At 35.4% G+C, this 18,784-nt stretch carries 19 protein-coding genes; 16 read left to right on the top strand and 3 right to left on the bottom strand.

The window, feature by feature from the left end:
* The first annotated feature begins 55 nt into the window (after nucleotides 1-55).
* The 6 genes from sppA (at nucleotide 56) to ACEPXD_RS12605 (ending at nucleotide 5,159) form a co-directional block, all read left to right on the top strand.
* Nucleotides 56-1,069: a signal peptide peptidase SppA gene (sppA, locus tag ACEPXD_RS12630; protein WP_391116418.1), complete on the top strand. Its 1,014-nt coding sequence runs from the start codon at nucleotides 56-58 to the stop codon at nucleotides 1,067-1,069.
* A gap of 12 nt (nucleotides 1,070-1,081) precedes the next feature.
* Nucleotides 1,082-1,660, top strand: coding sequence for an RDD family protein (locus ACEPXD_RS12625; RefSeq protein WP_391116416.1), 579 nt, complete (start codon nucleotides 1,082-1,084; stop codon nucleotides 1,658-1,660).
* A gap of 34 nt (nucleotides 1,661-1,694) precedes the next feature.
* Nucleotides 1,695-2,201, top strand: coding sequence for a thiol peroxidase (tpx, locus tag ACEPXD_RS12620; protein ID WP_391116415.1), 507 nt, complete (start codon nucleotides 1,695-1,697; stop codon nucleotides 2,199-2,201).
* Between the two features lie 54 nt (nucleotides 2,202-2,255).
* Nucleotides 2,256-3,185 (top strand): class I SAM-dependent methyltransferase, encoded by a 930-nt coding sequence (locus tag ACEPXD_RS12615; RefSeq protein ID WP_391116413.1) that lies wholly within the window; start codon nucleotides 2,256-2,258, stop codon nucleotides 3,183-3,185.
* Between the two features lie 65 nt (nucleotides 3,186-3,250).
* Complete coding sequence (locus tag ACEPXD_RS12610; protein WP_391116411.1) at nucleotides 3,251-4,441, top strand: acetate kinase; 1,191 nt, start codon at nucleotides 3,251-3,253, stop codon at nucleotides 4,439-4,441.
* 514 nt (nucleotides 4,442-4,955) lie between these two features.
* Complete coding sequence (locus tag ACEPXD_RS12605) at nucleotides 4,956-5,159, top strand: hypothetical protein (RefSeq protein ID WP_391116409.1); 204 nt, start codon at nucleotides 4,956-4,958, stop codon at nucleotides 5,157-5,159.
* A gap of 595 nt (nucleotides 5,160-5,754) precedes the next feature.
* Here the strand turns inward: ACEPXD_RS12605 and ACEPXD_RS12600 are convergent.
* Nucleotides 5,755-6,207, bottom strand: a complete 453-nt coding sequence (locus tag ACEPXD_RS12600; protein WP_391116407.1) for a universal stress protein — start codon at nucleotides 6,205-6,207, stop codon at nucleotides 5,755-5,757.
* Nucleotides 6,208-6,425: 218 nt separating this feature from the next.
* Here ACEPXD_RS12600 and ald point away from each other — a divergent pair, with 218 nt between their 5' ends.
* The 3 genes from ald (at nucleotide 6,426) to crcB (ACEPXD_RS12585) (ending at nucleotide 8,331) form a co-directional block, all read left to right on the top strand.
* Nucleotides 6,426-7,541: an alanine dehydrogenase gene (gene ald / locus ACEPXD_RS12595; RefSeq protein ID WP_391116405.1), complete on the top strand. Its 1,116-nt coding sequence runs from the start codon at nucleotides 6,426-6,428 to the stop codon at nucleotides 7,539-7,541.
* 74 nt (nucleotides 7,542-7,615) lie between these two features.
* A complete protein-coding gene (gene crcB, locus ACEPXD_RS12590; RefSeq protein ID WP_391116403.1) occupies nucleotides 7,616-7,987 on the top strand; it encodes a fluoride efflux transporter CrcB in 372 nt (123 codons plus the stop codon).
* The gene (crcB, locus tag ACEPXD_RS12585) at nucleotides 7,984-8,331 is read left to right on the top strand and encodes a fluoride efflux transporter CrcB (RefSeq protein WP_391116401.1); all 348 of its coding nucleotides are present in this window, start codon (nucleotides 7,984-7,986) and stop codon (nucleotides 8,329-8,331) included. The genes crcB (ACEPXD_RS12590) and crcB (ACEPXD_RS12585) overlap by 4 nt, the downstream gene beginning before the upstream one ends.
* A 36-nt stretch (nucleotides 8,332-8,367) precedes the next feature.
* Here crcB (ACEPXD_RS12585) and ACEPXD_RS12580 read toward each other — a convergent pair whose 3' ends face one another.
* The gene (locus ACEPXD_RS12580; protein ID WP_391116399.1) at nucleotides 8,368-9,459 is read right to left on the bottom strand and encodes a M24 family metallopeptidase; all 1,092 of its coding nucleotides are present in this window, start codon (nucleotides 9,457-9,459) and stop codon (nucleotides 8,368-8,370) included.
* 110 nt (nucleotides 9,460-9,569) lie between these two features.
* Between ACEPXD_RS12580 and ACEPXD_RS12575 the strand changes: the two genes are divergently transcribed.
* Together ACEPXD_RS12575 and ACEPXD_RS12570 are read left to right on the top strand one after the other, a co-directional pair.
* Nucleotides 9,570-10,250, top strand: a complete 681-nt coding sequence (locus ACEPXD_RS12575) for a metal-dependent hydrolase (RefSeq protein WP_391123223.1) — start codon at nucleotides 9,570-9,572, stop codon at nucleotides 10,248-10,250.
* 64 nt (nucleotides 10,251-10,314) lie between these two features.
* Nucleotides 10,315-11,622: a DRTGG domain-containing protein gene (locus tag ACEPXD_RS12570; RefSeq protein ID WP_391116397.1), complete on the top strand. Its 1,308-nt coding sequence runs from the start codon at nucleotides 10,315-10,317 to the stop codon at nucleotides 11,620-11,622.
* Nucleotides 11,623-11,649: 27 nt separating this feature from the next.
* Here ACEPXD_RS12570 and ACEPXD_RS12565 read toward each other — a convergent pair whose 3' ends face one another.
* Nucleotides 11,650-11,958, bottom strand: coding sequence for a YtpI family protein (locus ACEPXD_RS12565; RefSeq protein ID WP_391116395.1), 309 nt, complete (start codon nucleotides 11,956-11,958; stop codon nucleotides 11,650-11,652).
* Nucleotides 11,959-12,051: 93 nt separating this feature from the next.
* Here ACEPXD_RS12565 and ACEPXD_RS12560 point away from each other — a divergent pair, with 93 nt between their 5' ends.
* The 5 genes from ACEPXD_RS12560 to accA all read left to right on the top strand — a co-directional run bounded on the left by ACEPXD_RS12560 (nucleotide 12,052) and on the right by accA (nucleotide 18,745).
* Complete coding sequence (locus ACEPXD_RS12560; protein WP_391116393.1) at nucleotides 12,052-12,981, top strand: DHH family phosphoesterase; 930 nt, start codon at nucleotides 12,052-12,054, stop codon at nucleotides 12,979-12,981.
* Between the two features lie 15 nt (nucleotides 12,982-12,996).
* A complete protein-coding gene (dnaE, locus tag ACEPXD_RS12555) occupies nucleotides 12,997-16,059 on the top strand; it encodes a DNA polymerase III subunit alpha (RefSeq protein ID WP_391116391.1) in 3,063 nt (1,020 codons plus the stop codon).
* A 143-nt stretch (nucleotides 16,060-16,202) separates the two neighbouring features.
* On the top strand, nucleotides 16,203-16,835 hold the full coding sequence (locus tag ACEPXD_RS12550) for a FadR/GntR family transcriptional regulator (protein ID WP_391116389.1): 633 nt from the start codon (nucleotides 16,203-16,205) through the stop codon (nucleotides 16,833-16,835).
* Nucleotides 16,836-16,913: 78 nt separating this feature from the next.
* Nucleotides 16,914-17,783 (top strand): acetyl-CoA carboxylase, carboxyltransferase subunit beta, encoded by an 870-nt coding sequence (accD, locus tag ACEPXD_RS12545; protein WP_391116387.1) that lies wholly within the window; start codon nucleotides 16,914-16,916, stop codon nucleotides 17,781-17,783.
* Nucleotides 17,777-18,745 carry an acetyl-CoA carboxylase carboxyl transferase subunit alpha gene (gene accA / locus ACEPXD_RS12540; RefSeq protein ID WP_391116384.1) on the top strand — a complete coding sequence of 323 codons (969 nt, stop codon included), beginning with the start codon at nucleotides 17,777-17,779 and terminating at the stop codon, nucleotides 18,743-18,745. Before accD ends, accA begins: the two co-directional genes overlap by 7 nt.
* The last annotated feature ends 39 nt before the right edge of the window (nucleotides 18,746-18,784 follow it).

Genomic DNA, 18,784 nt, shown 5'->3' with positions numbered 1-18,784 from the left:
ACGTTTAGGAATTCTTTTCGTATGTTATGAGGAGAACAAAAGGAGGAGCAACAATATGAATATGAAACGTTGGTTTGCCATTTTAGGAGCATCCATATTATTAGTAATATCAATCTTTGTAAACACTCTATCAACTGTATTTTCAACGGACTGGACATCGTTAATGGATGAATTTGCATCTATATCTAATTCTGATTTTTATGAAACGGTATTAGAAGAAGGAGATATAGACAACCGAGTAGCTGTATTAACAGTCGATGGCACTATTCAGGATACGGGTAGTGCATCTTCTATTTTTGGAACAGAAAGTTATAATCACCAATTCTTTTTGCAACAATTAGATCAAGTGAAACAAGATGATTCTGTAAAAGCAATTGTATTGCAAGTGAATTCACCTGGTGGAGGAGTAGTCGAATCCGCACAAATCTATAAAAAAATTAAAGAGATTCAAGATGACACTGCAAAACCAATCTACGTTTCTATGGGAAGTATGGCAGCATCAGGTGGTTACTATATTTCGGCACCTGCGGATAAAATCTTTGTCAATAAAGAAACGATTACAGGTTCTATCGGTGTTATCATGCATAGCATTAATTATGGAAAATTGGCAGAAAAATATGGAGTAGAGTTTGTTACGATTAAATCTGGTCCTTATAAAGATATTATGAGCCCAACAAGAGACATGACAGATGAAGAAAGAAATATGTTACAAGTTATGTTAAACGAGTCATATGAAGATTTTGTTGATATCGTCGCACAAGGTCGTCATATGACAGTAGCAGAAGTGAAGAAAGTTGCAGATGGTCGAATTATGAGTGGTCGACAAGCTATTGAAGCAGGTCTGGCAGATGACGTTGGTTATTTGGAGGATGTTATTCAAGCGATTAAGACAGATCAAAAATTAGAAGATGCGGAAGTAATTGAATATGGCTACTCTCAAAGTCTTTCCTCCCTTTTTGCTTTGAAAGCACAATCTTTCTTAAGGGTAGATATGGAATCAAAATTAATCGGAAAACTTATAGCAGACAATAGTGCACCTCGAATGATGTATTTATATGGTGAAAGATAAGGAGGTTAAATGATGAGTGAAATTTTACAGTCGGAAGATAATAATGTGCAACCAAATGAATTAATAACCCAGCAAATAAGTGTAAAAACTCCTGAATTTGAACGAAAATCTGCTGGGTTTTGGATAAGATTTTGGGCATATTTTTCGGATATATTAATCTTATCCTCTATTGGAATGTTATTGATCAAACCCATTTTCCGCTTATTTTCATTAGAGATAAACGACCCTACCTGGTATGCACCATTTACATTAATAACATCCTTTCTTTTTTACGCATATTTTGTACTAATGACGAAGTTTTTCAATCAAACGGTTGGAAAGATGATTTTTGGCATTCTAGTTATTTCAAAGAATAATGATAAACTTACGTGGAGTACAATTCTATTTAGAGAGTGGATTGGTCGCCTGATTTCTGTCATTCCACTTAATATTCCCTATCTTGTTGTTGCGTTTACACCGAAAAATCAGGCAATTCATGATTTGATCGCAGATACTATAGTTGTGCATGAAGCTGTATACGGTAAAAATGAAAAAGGTGCATACAAACATACTTCCGTGTCAAAAGAGTTGCAAGAGCAGAACATATTCTAGTAAGATGAACATAAGAAAAAGGAGGCTACATATTATGGCTCAAGTAACATTTAAAAATAATCCAATAACATTAGTTGGAAAAGAAGTAGTAGTTGGAGAGAAGGCGCCAAACTTTACAGTTCTAGCAAACGATTTATCAGCGGTAACTCTTCAAGATTCAGCTGGAAAAGTACGTCTGATCAGTGTAGTCCCTTCCCTAGATACAGGTGTTTGTTCAACTCAAACAAATAAATTCAATCAAAGTGCTGCTAGTCTAGGTGAGGATGTAGTAATATTAACAATCTCAGTAGACTTACCTTTTGCTCAAAAGCGTTGGTGTGGAGCTAATGCTGCAGATGCAATTCAGACATTATCAGATCATCGCGACCTTTCTTTCGGAGAAGCATTTGGAGTGGTGATGCAAGAATTACGTTTGTTAGCTCGCGCTGTATTCGTAGTCGATAAAAATGATGTTGTTACTTATGCTGAATATGTGAGCGAAGGTACAGATCACCCAGACTATGAAAAAGCATTAGATGCAGTAAAAGCGTTAACTAACTAATAAAACAATCTAACCCACTCGAGTGAAGAGTGGGTTTTAATTTGAGGGATAAATATGCATACAAATGTCGAAAAAGTTTTTACGTTTATTGATCAAGAAAGTAGTTTTATAGAAGAACAAGAGTCTGTGACGTATATAGAAGGTGTGATTTACGCACTTGAATTATGGATTTCAGATAAAAAAACACCTTTAGTGACAAATCTTACTAAAGAGCAGATTAGAAAAGGGGTTCAACTTGCAATTCTAAAAGGGATGAAAAAGTCAGCCCAAGTAAACCATCAAATGACTCCTGATGCGATTGGCTTATTGGTATCCTATTTTGTGAAGGAAATGACGAAAGACAAAAAAGAACTTGCAATTTTAGACCCAGCTCTAGGTACAGGTAATTTACTTTATACGATTATGAATTCATTACCGTCTGAGAATCATGCTTTTGGAGTTGAAATAGATGACTTATTAATCCAGTTAGCAGCCCAAACTGGGGAATTACTAGCTTGTGATATTCAGTTATTTAGACAAGATGCTTTAAAGCCTTTATTAATCGATCCTGCTGATATTGTTGTAAGTGATTTACCTGTAGGATATTATCCAGATGCTGAAACTGCAAGTGATTTTTTCCTTCATAGTGAAGATGAAATGTCTTATGCACATCATTTGTTTATTGAACAATCAATGAAGCATGTAAAACCAGGTGGATACTTATACTTTTTAGTACCAGACACTATTTTTGAATCCAAACAAGCTCCAAGCCTTCATAAATTTTTGAAAGAAAATGGCTGGATTCTAGCAGTTATTCAGTTTCCATCTACTATTTTCAAAACAAAAGGACAGGAAAAAAGTTTACTCATTCTTCAAAAGAAAAGCGAACATTTAAGAGCTCCAAGAGAAATACTACTAGCAAAAGTTCCAAATATGTCGAATAAAGAAGCGATGGAATTGTTCTTTAAAAAAATCGATATATGGCAAGAAGAAAATTCTAAATGATGGTTGCTCGCCCTTACTCTGAACAGTACAATTAAACTACTTGTTCAAAGAAGGGGCGTTTTTTAATGGTTAATATTTTAGCGATTAATGCAGGTAGCTCGTCTTTAAAATTTCAATTATTGAAAATGCCAGAAGAAAAAGTGATTGCAAAAGGCTTAATAGAGCGAATTGGTTTAAGCGATCCTATTTTTACAATGACTACACAAAATGAACGAATACAACTAATCAAACAAGTGGACAATCATACACAAGCCGTAAAACTATTAATGCATCAATTAGTTGAAAAAGTAGTGATCAACACTTTAAATGATATTCAAGGAATAGGTCACCGAGTTGTGCATGGTGGGGAAGTGTATAGTGATTCCGTTTTAATTACGGAAAAAGTAATGACAACATTAGAGGAACTTTCGGAGCTTGCACCATTACATAATCCTGCAAATATTACAGGTATTCAAGAGTTTGCGAAAGAATTGCCTGAAATTCCAGCGGTAGCTGTTTTTGATACAGCATTTCATCAAACAATGCCAGAAAGCTCTTACTTATATTCCGTTCCATATAAGTACTATGAGAAATATGGCATTCGAAAGTATGGGTTTCATGGGACATCGCATAAGTATGTAGCTTATCGTGCTGCAGAGTTATTAAACCGACCAATTGAAACGACTAGATTTATATCTTGTCATCTAGGAAATGGAGCTAGTATTGCGGCTATAGATCGCGGGAGATCCATAGATACATCCATGGGGTTTACACCTCTAGCCGGAGTAACGATGGGAACAAGATCTGGGAATATAGATCCAGCTCTTATTCCGTACTTGATGGAGAAGACGGGGAAAAGTGCAGAAGGAGTACTAGATATTTTAAATAAAAAATCTGGAATGTTAGGTGTTTCTGGATTTTCAAGTGATCTGCGTGAAATTGTAACAGAAGCTTCAAAGGGAAATGATCGTGCACAGTTAGCGCTGGATGTATTTGCAAATCGTATACATAAATATATTGGATCTTACGCTGCTCGGATGAATGGCGTAGATGCAATAATTTTCACTGCAGGAATAGGAGAAAATAGCGAGGTTATTCGAGAAAAAGTTTTAAGCGGTCTACAATTTATGGGTGTCTATTTGGATCATGATTTAAATAAACTACGTGGCAAGGAAACATTTATTAATTATCCTCATTCGCCAGTAAAAGTACTGGTAATCCCTACGAACGAAGAGATAATGATAGCAAGAGATACGATGAGATTAGCAGGATTATAGAGGGTTTGAACGAATCATCTACTCTGATAAATCAACTAAGGCAAGGTCTCACCCTAACGTGCAATCATAATTGATTTTTTATCAAATTGAATCAATTTCATAATTCAAAGTTAAAGCATAAAACACGAACAATATTAAAATGAAATGTGAGAATATTTATAATTTCTTACTCATAAATCAGCATGATTTCCGCTATAGGCGGACGCTTTCCACGAGGTGATCGATAAGCAAATCAATAAATTAATAATTGTTTGTGTTTTAATAATTTAATACTATTTATGAAATTAACTCAATTAAGAATTAATTGGAAAATAGGTGACACGAAGAGTGCTCTAGTATAGTTGAGTTGTGATCTCGGATCTCTGTGCAAAGCTTTCGCCTTAGCAGAAGTTGTAGAGCTAATTAAAAGGGAGTCACATTCAGTTGAGTGTGGCTTTTTATCCACATAGTTTTCTCTTTGGTTCCGAGTTGTTTTATTATTATGATAGTAGAGTAGAAGGAGGTACAAGTTAGAATGAAAAATTATGGGGTATCAATAGTTTTAGAAAATGAAGAGAGCTATGATCTCGAGATTCAAGGCTCCGATGAAGAACAAGTTTTTAGTAAATTATTTTCTCGAATTTCAGGAGTAATTAAAATTTATCCATACGATGATGTTGTGGTTTTTATTAACTTTGATAAAGTATTAAAAATTCAAATTCAACCATTAGAAGAATAATAAAACACTTAATCAGCTCTTATGGTTTTTTTTATGAAATAAAGTAGGACATTGGAAAAGTGGAGCAAGATAATAGTGAAACCGTTTTTAATACAGAGTAATTGAGTAATGTAAAAACAAGATGCTCTTAAAGGACGCTTACGCTTTTCTCAAAGAATAAAAAAGCAATCTCAATTGGGATACGTTGAAAAGGTTGATTTCCGCTGCAGGTTTTCCTTTTATTCCCAACATCTAAAAGTATACATAATTCATTAGGAAGCTGAATAGCGCTGGCGGAACTTGAGAAAAATAGGTGGCTTCCATTGATAAAGAAGTGCTGAGCGGACGAAATTGTATCTTCGTCCGCCTTTAAAAGAGTAAGAAAGCATCTTATCTCTCATTATCCAAACCAAATGCATCATGGCTTTACATATTCCAAGAGGGCGACGGACAAACATCAGCCACAAGATTACCGAAAAAAATGGATCATGAAGTGACGTAGTCACTTCATGATCCATAACTCTAACGTTAATAGTGTAGCTAATGTTTCGTCCGAAGCACTCGAGAAATAGAGAAGACAAAATGCACTTAAAGGCCACTTGCGTTTTTCGTAAGATTAATCGTCTTTTTCTTCAGTACGTACTACTAAAACGTCGCATGCTGCAGAACGAACAATGTATTCAGATACACTTCCTATAAGGAATCGCTCAACAGCATTTAGCCCAGTAGCTCCACAAATGATTAAATCTGCCTCTATTTTTTTCGCTATGTCTTTTGAAATCATTGTTTTGGGTGAACCATATTCAACTAAAATGTTTACATTGTGAACCCCACCTGCAATTGCTTCTTTTTTATAGCCTTCTAGTAAATCTTCCGCAAATACTTGTGCTCTTTCTGCGATAGAACGATCGTAAGCTTCGATTGCTGCAAATGATCTTGTATCAATGATATTGATTAAATTTAATGTTGCATTATTCCTTGCAGCAATGGAAACAGATTTTTTATAAGCCAACTCCGCTTCTTTTGAACCATCTACAGCAACTAGAATTTGTTTGTATTTTAATGTCATTTTTAATACCTCCTATTTCTTATTATATTTAGATAATTCGGTATTTATTTCTGTATTCCTTCTATTTTTTAATATTAATGGCTTATTGCGAACTTTTCTCTAATAATTTATAAATTATTGAAGCATTTTAAATATATAAATGATAAAATGAAGATGTTTTAACAGATTCATTTTATTTGGGTCATTTCTTAAAAATATATACATAAGGGGATATGGAAATGCGTATTGGTATACCAAAAGAAACTAAAAATAACGAAAACCGAGTGGCTATGACGCCAGCTGGTGTGGTTACTTTGAAACATAATAATCACGAAGTAATCATTGAAACAGGTGCTGGTTTAGGTTCTAGTTTTACGGATGAGGATTATATTGCTGCAGGAGCAACAATTGTACAAACTGCGGAAGAAGCCTGGAATCAAGAGATGGTTATGAAAGTTAAAGAACCTACTCATGAAGAATTTTCTTTAATTCGTGAAGAATCTATTCTTTTTACTTATTTACATCTAGCACCAGAAGAAGATTTGACAAAAGTGTTACTTGAGAAGAAGGTAACAGCTATTGCGTATGAAACGGTTCAGCTTCCAAATAACTCATTACCATTACTAACTCCGATGAGTGAAGTAGCAGGTCGTATGGCAACACAAATTGGTGCACAATATTTAGAGAAAATTAATGGTGGTAAAGGAATTTTACTTGGAGGAGTTCCAGGAGTATCACGTGCAAAAGTAGCAGTAGTTGGCGGTGGTATCGCTGGTACAAATGCTGCTCAAATTGCTGTCGGTATGGGAGCACAAGTTACAATTATCGATTTAAACCCTGACCGTCTTCGTCAATTAGAGGAATTGTTTGGCGGAAATGTGCAAACATTAATTTCAAACCCATATAATATTGGGCAAGCAGTAAAAGAGGCAGATTTGGTAGTAGGTGCAGTTCTAATTCCAGGTGCCAAAGCTCCTAAACTTGTTTCAGTGGAAATGATTAAATCCATGTCTCCAGGTTCTGTTGTCATTGACATTGCAATTGACCAAGGTGGTATTTTTGAAACTTCTGACCGTATTACTACTCATGACAACCCAACTTATGAAAAACATGGTGTTGTACACTATGCTGTTGCTAATATGCCTGGAGCGGTGCCTAGAACCTCTACAATGGCGCTTACAAATGCAACGGTTCCATATGCTCTACAAATTGCTAACAAAGGATATAGACAAGCTTGCTTAGATAACCTTGCATTACAAAAAGGTATTAATACATTAGCTGGTCACGTTACTTTTAAAGCGGTTGCAGAAGCACAAGGACTTCCTTACGTAGACGCTGCTACACTTTTAAATTAATAAAAAAATTTTGAACACCCAAAGGTTATTCAACACTTTGGGTGTTCTGTTATTTGAAAACAATAATGGAGTGAATGCAATTGGCTTATTTATTGGTTGGTTTAGCAGGAGCATTAGGGGCTTTAACAAGATATTCGGTTGGACTCCTACTCTATTCACATTCAGTATTCCCCTATGCAACACTAATTGTAAATCTAGTAGGTTGTTATCTTCTTCCTTTTTTAACATCAGCAGTTTTTCATAAAAGTAGACTCTCTACTAATGTGCAGACAGCTATTTCTACAGGTTTTCTAGGTTCTTTTACAACTTTTTCTGCGTTTAGTGTTGAAACAGTGAAATTATTGCAGCAAGGGGAAGTTATAGTTGCTGTTTTATACATATTGATTAGTGTAGTTGGCGGGATTGTAATGAGTAATCTAGGTTGGAAACATGAGGTGGGGAAATGACTGCAATTGTTGCTGTATCAGTAGGTGGATTTTTAGGGGCTATCCTCCGATTTTATTTTGCTCAAAAGTTGAATGAAAACCTGGGAGGCAAAATACCTGTTGGGACACTTTTCGTCAATTTAATTGGTTCTTTTACATTGGGATTGATTGCAAGTATTAGTTTAAATGAAATGTATGTATTATTTATAGGTACTGGGTTTTTAGGTGCATTTACAACTTTTTCTACTTTTAATAAAGAATTAATGGCACTTCAAAAATTCCCTCGAAAATGGATAATATATTTTATCGTTACATATGTCGGGGGATTATGTATAGCATTTCTAGGGTATTCTATTGGAAAATAAACAAAAGCACCCTATGAAAGGATGCTTTTGTTTATCTTATAGAACAATCAATTCTTTCGGGAACTTCGTGAGCACTTCTACGCCATCTTCGGTAACAACAACGTCATCTTCAATGCGCACACCAGTGATTTCAGGGTGGTAAATGCCTGGTTCAATTGTGAATACCATTCCAGTTTCTAGTTTCATCTCATTTACACCAGTAATGGATGGGAATTCGTGTACGGAAATTCCAAGTCCATGTCCTAAACGATGAGTGAAATACTCTCCGTAGCCTGCTTCTGTAATAACATCGCGGGCAATTTTATCAAGAGCCATTGCAGTTATTCCTGGTTTTACTGCATTTACAGCCGCTTCTTCGGCACGGCGAACAGTTTCATAAACTTCACGTTTCTCAGCGGAAGGTTCTCCGAAAGCTACTGTTCTTGTAATATCAGAGCAATAACCGTTGTAAATAACTCCGAGATCAAATAATACTAAATCCCCTTTTTGGATTTTACGATCACCTGGTACACCGTGAGGAGATGCCGTTTTAGGTCCGCTTAATACCATTGTATCGAAAGCCATCTGTGAAGCGCCTTTTTCTTTTACTGCTAATTCAATGGCATTTAAAATTTCCAACTCTGTTTTGCCTTCTGCAATCTCTTTACACCCAACTTCAACTGCATAATCAGCCAGCTCAGCAGCTTTTCGCATATTAACCAATTCATCTTCTGATTTAATGACACGTAATTCATTTATTTTTTCATCAATTCTTGAAATTTGAATAGAAGCGATTCTCTCTTGAATTGCTTCTTGGCGCTCCACACTCAAATGCGCCTTTTCAATTGCTAAAGTATTAATAGTGCCGATATGACTTTGAATTGTATGAACAACAATATCCCAAGCATTTTCTGTATCTTGATGGCCAACAATATCGCCAGTCCATCCAGCTGCTAATGCATCAGGAACTTCCATCTGAGGACAAATGATAAATGGTGTCGCTTCCTTGAAAATTAAAACACCAAGCAAACGTTCATGCGGATTGCTTCTAAATCCAGTGAAATAAAAAACATTGTCTGGAGTTGTTATGAAAGCAGCGTCGATATTATTAGATTGTAAATAACTTTGAATTTTTTCTACTTTTTTCATCTTAGCACCTCATTTTTATTTATAAAATAAGAATAGCAGAATAAAGGATTTCTAGCATTAAAGTTGAATGAATACTAAAGGAAAAATAAACAAAAGGGAGTGAATGAATGATGCAAATTAGTTATCATGGACATTCGGTAGTGAAAATAAAAACAGGGAACTATACAATTTTAATTGATCCATTTATTTCAGGGAATGGAATGACAGATTTAAACGCCTCTGATGAAAGACCAGACGCTATTTTGTTAACGCATGGTCATAATGATCACGTTGGTGACACAATCGATATTGCAAAACAAAGTAATGCACTTGTTGTAGCACCCTTTGAGCTTGCCGAATATCTAGCAACGCAAGGAATCACTACCCATGAAATGGGATTAGGTGGAGCTTATCAATTTGATTTTGGAAAAGTTAAATACACTCATGCTTTTCATAGTTCTTCATTTGATACTTCAGATATTGGGACTATTTATACCGGAATGCCAGGAGGAATCTTGTTTACGGCAGAAGGCAAGACTATATATCATGCGGGAGATACCGCTCTTTTTGGGGACATGAAACTGATTGGTGATCGAAACAATATAGATGTTGCCTTTTTACCAATTGGAGATAATTTTACAATGGGACCAGAAGATGCTGCTTATGCGACAGAACTTCTAAAACCAAGAATAGTAGTACCAATTCATTACAATACATTTCCAGTCATTCAACAAGATCCAAATCATTTTAAAGTGTTAGTGACAAATTCCGAAGTTCAAATTCTAAATGCTGGAGGAATTGTGCAACTGTAGCTTACTAAGAAAATGTGAATAATGTGGTACAATAAACGTACAACAATCGTTTGGATGTGACTACATGACAACAAAACATGAGCAAATTTTAGCATATATAGAAAAGCTCCCAGTTGGAGATAAAATATCTGTTAGAAAAATTGCAAAAGATCTAACTGTAAGTGAAGGAACTGCTTACCGAGCGATAAAAGAAGCAGAAACAAGAAGGCTTGTTAGTACAATCGAACGAGTTGGAACAATCCGAATTGAATTAAAGAAAAAAGAGCATTTTGAACGATTAACATTTGCGGAAGTTGTAAATATAGTCGATGGGCAAGTTTTAGGCGGAAAAGCCGGTCTTTATAAAACGCTAAATAAATTTGTTATTGGTGCAATGCAAGTGGAAGATATGATGCGTTATGTAGGACCTAGCAATTTACTTATAGTTGGAAATCGTCTCCAAGTGCATGAGCATGGATTGCGTGCTGGAGCAGCCGTACTTGTAACGGGTGGTTTTGATGTGTCAGAGAAAATAAAAAAAATAGCGGATGATTTAGAGTTACCTGTTATTTCAACGAGCTATGATACTTTTACAGTTGCTACAATGATTAATCGTGCAATAGACGATCAACTTATAAAAAAAGATGTATTGCTTATTGAAGATATATATATTCCTTTAAAAGATACGTCCTTTTTACAAACAAATGATTTTGTAAAGCGATACCGAGAATTGAACCAATTAACTACTCACGGAGGGTTTCCGGTTGTAGATGCATCCAATAAATTAGTAGGTATTGTAACAGCAAGAGATGTTATTGGTAAAGAGAGTCATGAACTCGTGGAGAAAGTGATGACGAAAAATCCCATTGCCATAACATTGAAAACAAGCGTTGCTTCAGCAAGCCATCGAATGATTTGGGAAGGAATTGATTTGTTGCCTGTTGTTAAAGATAACAATAATTTAGAAGGGGTCATAAGTAGACAAGATGTTCTAAAAGCATTGCAAGCAGCTTCCAGACAACCGCAAAACGGGGAGACAATTGACGATATAGTAAAACAACAAATAAAGGTAATTTCTATCGAGGAGTTCATTTTTGAGTTTGTCGTTACCCCTCAGATGACCAATCATTATGGGGCTATGTCTTATGGAGCCTTTTCCATTCTTTTGACTGAAACTGGATCCCAAACGTTGAAAATTCGCAAACGTGGAGAAAGCGTAGTGGAAAATATGACTATATATTACACGAAACCAATACAATTAGAAAGTATACTTCGTGTAAATGTCAAAGTGTTAGAGATGAGTAGAAAAGTAGCAAAAATGGACTTAGAAGTATTTAATGACAAACAACTTGTAGGAAAAGCAATGATCACGTATCAACTGCTAGAACGTTAATAAAAATGATGCAGCTCTTAAGCTGCATCATTTGTTTAACTCTACTTCCTCTTGAACAAATTGTCCGTAATGCTTGAATACTTTATAATTATAATACATAAAATAACCACCTATTAAGATAAATAAAGCAGAGATTACATACGTAACGGACGAAGGAAATACAATGATAAAGTTTAATCCAAAAAACAATAATAATGCACCTAAACAAATGGAAGCCTTCGCTGAAAACCATTTTTTCCGAATAGGTAGTGAAGTACGAAACTGTTTTGTTTTAAAATAAAAATACCATACAAAAGAAACAATAATTGCTAATATAAATATTCCATTAAGAAACATAATGAACCTCCAATAAAAAAGTAAGCTTTCATTATTGTAAAGGTTAATTTGTGAAAATGCGAATAGAAAACTTGATTAAGTGGAGGAAATGAAATGAAAAGACAAATCATTGACACAATTGAAGAGGCTAGCAAAATAATTATACATAGACATGTAAGGCCAGATCCGGATGCTTATGGTTCTCAAATAGGGTTAAAAGAGTTAATTTCGTTTAATTATCCACAAAAAAAAGTATTAGCAACAGGAAATCATGAAAATACATTAGACTTCTTAGCTCATCCTGATAACGTTACAGATGACGATTTCAAGGATGCTTTAGTTATTATTACGGATACCGCAAATACGGAAAGAATAGATGATGAGCGATACAAGTTAGGTAAAGCAATTATTAAAATAGATCATCATCCAAATGATGATGCTTATGGTGATCTATTATGGGTGGATACGAACTCAAGCTCCACAAGTGAAATGATTTGTGAACTATTTGATGAAGCGAAAGATTATAAGGGTTGGAAAATGAATGCAGATATTGCGAGATTACTGTTTGCTGGAATAGTTGGGGATACTGGTAGATTCATGTTTCAAAGTACTACATTGCAAACAATGACATATGCAGGAGAGCTACTTTCTTATGGATTTGATCGCACGGAATTATTTAACGGAATGTATGAAGTGAATAGAAACTTGCTCCATTTAAAAGGTTATGTATACGAAAACTTTAGCATGGATGAAAACGGGGTCGGATTCGTTAAACTGACAGCGGAGATTTTACAGAAATACAATGTTGCTGAATCTGAGGCTTCCTTATTAGTAGGATCCTTAGCAGATGTAAGAGGAATGAGATGTTGGGTATTCTTCATTGAAGATACAAAAGAAATCAGAGTGCGTCTCCGCTCAAAAGGCCCTATTATTAATGTGATTGCAAAAAAATATGGTGGCGGTGGACATCCACTGGCTTCCGGAGCTTCCGTAAAAACTTGGGAGGAAGCAGATCAGGTAATCGAGGATTTAAAAAAGTTGTAAATTGAGGTGTTGTATATGGTAACGGTATATCCACAAATAGTAACTTCAGCGGATATGCTGAAAAGTACGATTCAATTGGAGCAACTTATCCAAAAACTGAAATTGAATAATGCAAAGGCAGCCGCCATTACAAACAGTAGGTTGTATGGTATGTTGCCTTTTTGGCACGAATTAAAAAAACACCAAATTCATCCGGTCATTGGACTTTCGATTAAAATTAACTTTGATAATCAACCCTGCTCCATAATACTTTACGCTAAAAATAGTAATGGATATGAAAATATCCTGAAAATTTCAAGTAGTTTGGAAACTAGAGAGTTATCTGAACTACCGAAAAAATGGTTGCAAGCATACAAAGAGGGATTAATCGTCGTCTATAAATGCGACGATTCCTTTACTCCTAATACAATGGGTGAATTAGCTGAAATCGTCGGTCCTACAAATTTATATGCTGGAATTGAACGTCCAAATGGGATAAAGCAAGAAATAGAAGTGGAAATTACCTCATTTGCGGAGAAACTTTCAATACCAATTACTGCTTTTCATATGAGTCGGTACATAGAGAAAGAAGATGCGTTTGCTTTTGAAGTATTAAACGCGATGGATCAATCAGTTAAAATGACTGATCGTAATCGATTAAAGCCTTCCGATCATTCATTTCATGTACTTTCAAGTGAAGAATGGTTCGATTGGTTTTCAGACGTTCCGGAGTGGCTTGAAAACACAGAAAAGATGTTAGAAAGTTGTCAGGTATCATTTGAACAGCCATCCCAATATATGCCTAAGTATCTGTTACCACAATCCATTTTAGCAAAAGACTACTTACGTGACCTTTGTGAAGAAGGATTAAAAATTCGAGTGAAAAGTATCTCGCCAAAGTATGTCGAACGTTTAAATTATGAGCTTCAAATCATCGGTCAGATGAATTATGAAGATTATTTTTTAATTGTGCAAGATTTTATAAAATTTGCTAAACAAGCAGGAATTTTAACTGGACCAGGACGGGGATCTTCCGCAAGTTCACTCGTTGCTTATTCACTTTTCATAACCGATGTGGACCCGCTCGAGTATGGTCTCTTGTTTGAACGCTTTTTAAATCCGGAACGTATTACCTTGCCGGATATTGACATAGATTTTGCTGATTCAAAGAGAATGGAAGTAATACAATACGTAGCTGAAAAATATGGAAAACAAAATGTGTCTCAAATTATCACATTCGGAACACTATCAGCAAAAGCAGTGGCAAGAGAAGTAGCTAGAGTGTTTGGGTTTGAATCATCCACACTAGAGGCAATCTCTTCCTTCATTCCTTCTAAATTAGGGATTTCTTTAAAAGAAGCATACGACCAATCGCAAAAACTACGTGACTTCATCGCAACAGAAGAAATTCGAAAAAAATGGTTTACCGTAGCGATGGCATTAGAAGGGTTACCTAGAAATGCCTCCACACATGCTGCAGGTGTCATACTTTCACCAGTACCTCTTGTGGATGTAGTGCCTATCCAAAAAGGCCATGATACGATATTTTTAACGCAATGGCCTATGAAAGAAATAGAACAGATTGGCTTGCTCAAAATGGATTTTCTAGGTTTACGAAATTTAACAATTATCGATCGTATATTAAATCTAATTAACTATAAAAAATCTTCCCAATTAACCTTAAATACTATTCCATTAAATGATGAGCAAACTTTTCAACTGTTACAAAATGGGGATGCGACAGGTGTGTTTCAACTTGAATCTGCAGGAATGCGAAGTGCACTAAAACAAATAAAACCAACTAAGTTTGAAGATATAGTTGCGATAAATGCTCTCTATAGACCAGGTCCGATGGAAAGTATTCCTCTCTATGCAAAAAGAAAGTTAGGACAGCAAGCTGTTACGTACGAACATCCAGTATTAGAACCCATTTTGAAAGAAACATATGGTATTATCGTCTATCAAGAGCAAATTATGCAAATTGCTTCACAAATGGCAGGTTTTACTTTTGGAGAAGCTGATTTACTTAGAAGAGCAGTAAGTAAAAAAAATAGAGAAATACTTCAAAAAGAAAGAACCCATTTTATTAAAAAGGCAAAACTACTTGGACATACGGAAGTTGCTGCTTCATCCGTTTATGATTTAATTGTTCGATTTGCTGATTATGGATTTCCTAAGAGCCATGCTGTAGCATATAGTATTATTTCGTATCAGATGGCTTATTTAAAAGCTCATTTTCCTGTTGAGTTTTACTGTGCCCTATTAAGTTCAGCGGCAGGAAATCAGGAGAAAATAAATCAACTATTAATGGAAATGAAACAAAAAGGTATTACAGTTCTACCACCGTCAATTCAATATAGCCAACCATACTTTTCTGTTGAGAATGGAGCTGTGAGATTTGGATTACAAGCTATTAAAGGAGTTTCGCATTCTTTTACACAAAAGCTATTGCAACAAAGAGTGAATAAACCAACAAACTGGATAGATATTTTTGAATTCGCCTCTGATTTAAGTGCTATCCATTTTACCAGGAAAAATATAGAACCTCTGATTAAAGCTGGAGCGTTGGATGAATTGAAAGAAGAAAGGGCAACATTACTGGCAACATTAGACCCAGCAGTAAAATACGCCGAACTTGTTAGTCCAATGGAAGAAAATGATTTGTTTGGCGGAGATGCTTTTCATTTTGGAAAATCAAAATATATAAAATCCGATCCATTGCCATTAATGATAAAGCTTCAATTTGAAAAAGAAGTACTTGGACAATATTTTTCGGAACATCCAACTGTTTCTGTGAAAAAAAATGTCTCTGAAAGAATCGACAACATATGGGATGTGCAACAGTCAACAAAAGAATGGAAAGTAAAAATAGTTGGCCTTATTCAAGAAATTAAAAGGATTCGCACAAAAAAAGGGGAGTCCATGGCTTTTGTAACTGTACAAGATGAAACTGGAAGTATTTCAGTTACTTTATTTCCAGAAGAGTATACAAGATTTAATTTATTATTAGAGGAGCAGACAATCATAAGGATAAATGGAAAATCTGAACGGCGAAATGGAAAAACTCAAATAATAACCAAATTAATATCAAATGACTAGGGCTCCGCTTTCCAAATTAAAGATTGTTTAGCCAAGACTGTACTCATTTGTACAGTTTTTTCTTTACGTTTTGGCAAATATTTTGTATGCTAGTAACTATCAGTGGTCAGACCACTTTGTAATAAATGGAAGAGTGAGGATGTATGAATCCCAAAAATAATTCAAGCAAAATGTTTTTAGAGATTGTTAAGCGTCTGAGAGAGCTGATTAAAGAAGAAAATGTTGCAGTTGGAGGTAAATTGCCCTCTGAAAGAGAATTAGCAGAAAGAATGCAGGTTGGTAGGTCAACTGTAAGAGAAGCGCTCAGAAGTTTAGAATTACTTGGATTAATTGAAACAAGAAGAGGAGAAGGAACTTTTCTTTCTGATTTTCGTAAACATCAATTAGTAGAGTTATTATCTACCTTTGTTTTACAAGAATCTAAGTCTAAAAAGGACGTTCACAAGACAAGGGAAACATTAGAAAAAGAAGCGATTCGAACAATATGCACCTCAGAAAACTTTTCAAGACAGTTCATTTGGGATGCGTTCCTACTTAAATTGCAAAATGAAGAGGTAATTCGTGAGGATATCATTAGAGAAATAATTATTCTATCCGATAATCGCCTTGCATTGAAAGTATGGTTTTTGTTAAAACAATTTGCTGGGGAACCTTATAGAAATCCAATGGGAACAGAAGAAAAAGAAACGTGGAGAAAATTGCTCAATGGCTTGAAAAATAGAGACGAACAATTGGCAGTAACTCTATATAACGAATGGCTTTTGTTAATCCAGTAAGGAAGAATTACTATCCTTTCAAATAATTCTCTAGCAACAGAGCCTTGCGCTTTTTTAATGAACAGGGGAGATAAATATATGATACGAGATATTTTTAGAAATAATCATAAAAAGAAATATGTAGCAATTCCTGCAGATAAAGTCAAAAATGACGTGCCAGAAGGAATTATGATGAAATGTCCTGAATGTAGAAAAAACGTATTTACAAAGGACTTAATGAAAAACTTAAAAGTATGCCCATCATGTGATCACCATATGAAAATGACAGCATTTGAGCGCATGGAAATATTTTTAGATGAGAATTCATTTGTTTCCATGGATAATCATCTTCAAACAGTTAACCCATTAAACTTTCCAAGCTACACTGAAAAAGTAAAATCAGATGTGAAAAAGACTGGTTTAAATGAGGCAGTATTAACAGGAGTAGGAACATTAGAAGAGCAAAAAGTAGTGGTAGCGATAATGGATTCCCATTTTAGAATGGGTTCCATGGGTTCCGTGGTCGGAGAAAAAATTACAAGAGCAATAGAAAAAGCGACGGAACTGAAAGTGCCTTTTATTATATTCACTGCAAGTGGTGGAGCGAGAATGCAAGAAGGGGTTTTGTCCCTCATGCAAATGGCGAAAACATCTGTCGCTTTAAAAAGACATAGTGATCAAGGTCAATTATATATTTCTATTTTGACACATCCAACTACTGGTGGAGTTTCGGCGAGTTTTGCTTCCGTTGGAGACATTAACTTAGCAGAGCCGAAAGCGTTAATTGGATTTGCTGGTCGAAGAGTGATTGAACAGACAGTACGCGAAAAACTTCCAGAGGATTTCCAAACGGCCGAGTTTTTATTGGATCATGGTCAATTAGATGCTGTCGTGCACCGAAAAGACATGCGTGAAAAAGTATCGTTACTTGTGAAAATGCATGTCCATAAGGAGGTTACAACGTGGTAAAAACATTGCCTTTTGAAGAACCGATTGTTCAATTGAAAACAAAAATTGATGAGTTAAAAGAATACACTGCAAGGGCAGATGTAGATATGACAGCGGAAATCGAAAAACTAGAAGAACGATTAAAAAAGCTAGAAAAAGATATTTATGAAAATATGCAGCCTTGGGACCGTGTTCAAGTAGCGCGACATCCAGGACGTCCCACTACAAGAGATTATATTGAATTATTATTTACAGATTTTATCGAACTCCATGGAGATCGGTTATACGGAGATGATGCAGCAATCATTGGTGGAATTGCGTTTTTAGAAGGAAATCCACTAACAGTTATTGGGCATCAAAGAGGAATTGATACAAAAGAAAATATAAAACGAAACTTTGGGATGCCTCATCCAGAAGGATACAGAAAAGCTCTTCGTTTAATGAAACAAGCGGAAAAGTTTAATCGCCCTATTATTTGTTTCATCGATACGAAAGGTGCTTATCCAGGGAAAGCAGCCGAAGAAAGAGGACAAAGTGAAGCAATTGCAAGAAATTTAGTGGAGATGGCGGGCTTAAAAGTCCCTGTTATAAGTGTTGTAATCGGAGAAGGTGGAAGTGGAGGAGCACTTGGTTTAGGTCTTACAAACCGTATTCAAATGCTTGAAAACTCTACTTACTCGGTTATCTCACCTGAAGGGGCAGCTTCAATTCTTTGGAAAGACTCATCTCTTGCAAAGCAAGCGGCTGAAGCAATGAAAATTACAGCACCTGACCTGAAAGAAATGCAGATTATTGATACAGTTATTAAAGAAGTGCATGGTGGTGCTCATAGAGATCCTGAAACACAAGCTAAATATATGAAAGAGGCTCTTATTAATTCGTTACAAGAGCTTTGTAAATTATCAGCGGATGAATTAATTGAAGACCGTTATAAGAAATTTAAAAATATAGGGGTTTTTAGTGAGGAGAATGCGTCTGTTTAGACGCATTTTTTTTTTGACCCATTTCGTGTTAAGCTTGAG

This window comes from Psychrobacillus sp. L3 (genome assembly GCF_042945595.1).
Taxonomy (GTDB): Bacteria; Bacillota; Bacilli; order Bacillales_A; family Planococcaceae; genus Psychrobacillus.
The sequence above is the reverse complement of the archived record's forward strand: the minus strand, read 5'-3'. Positions and strand labels throughout refer to the sequence as shown.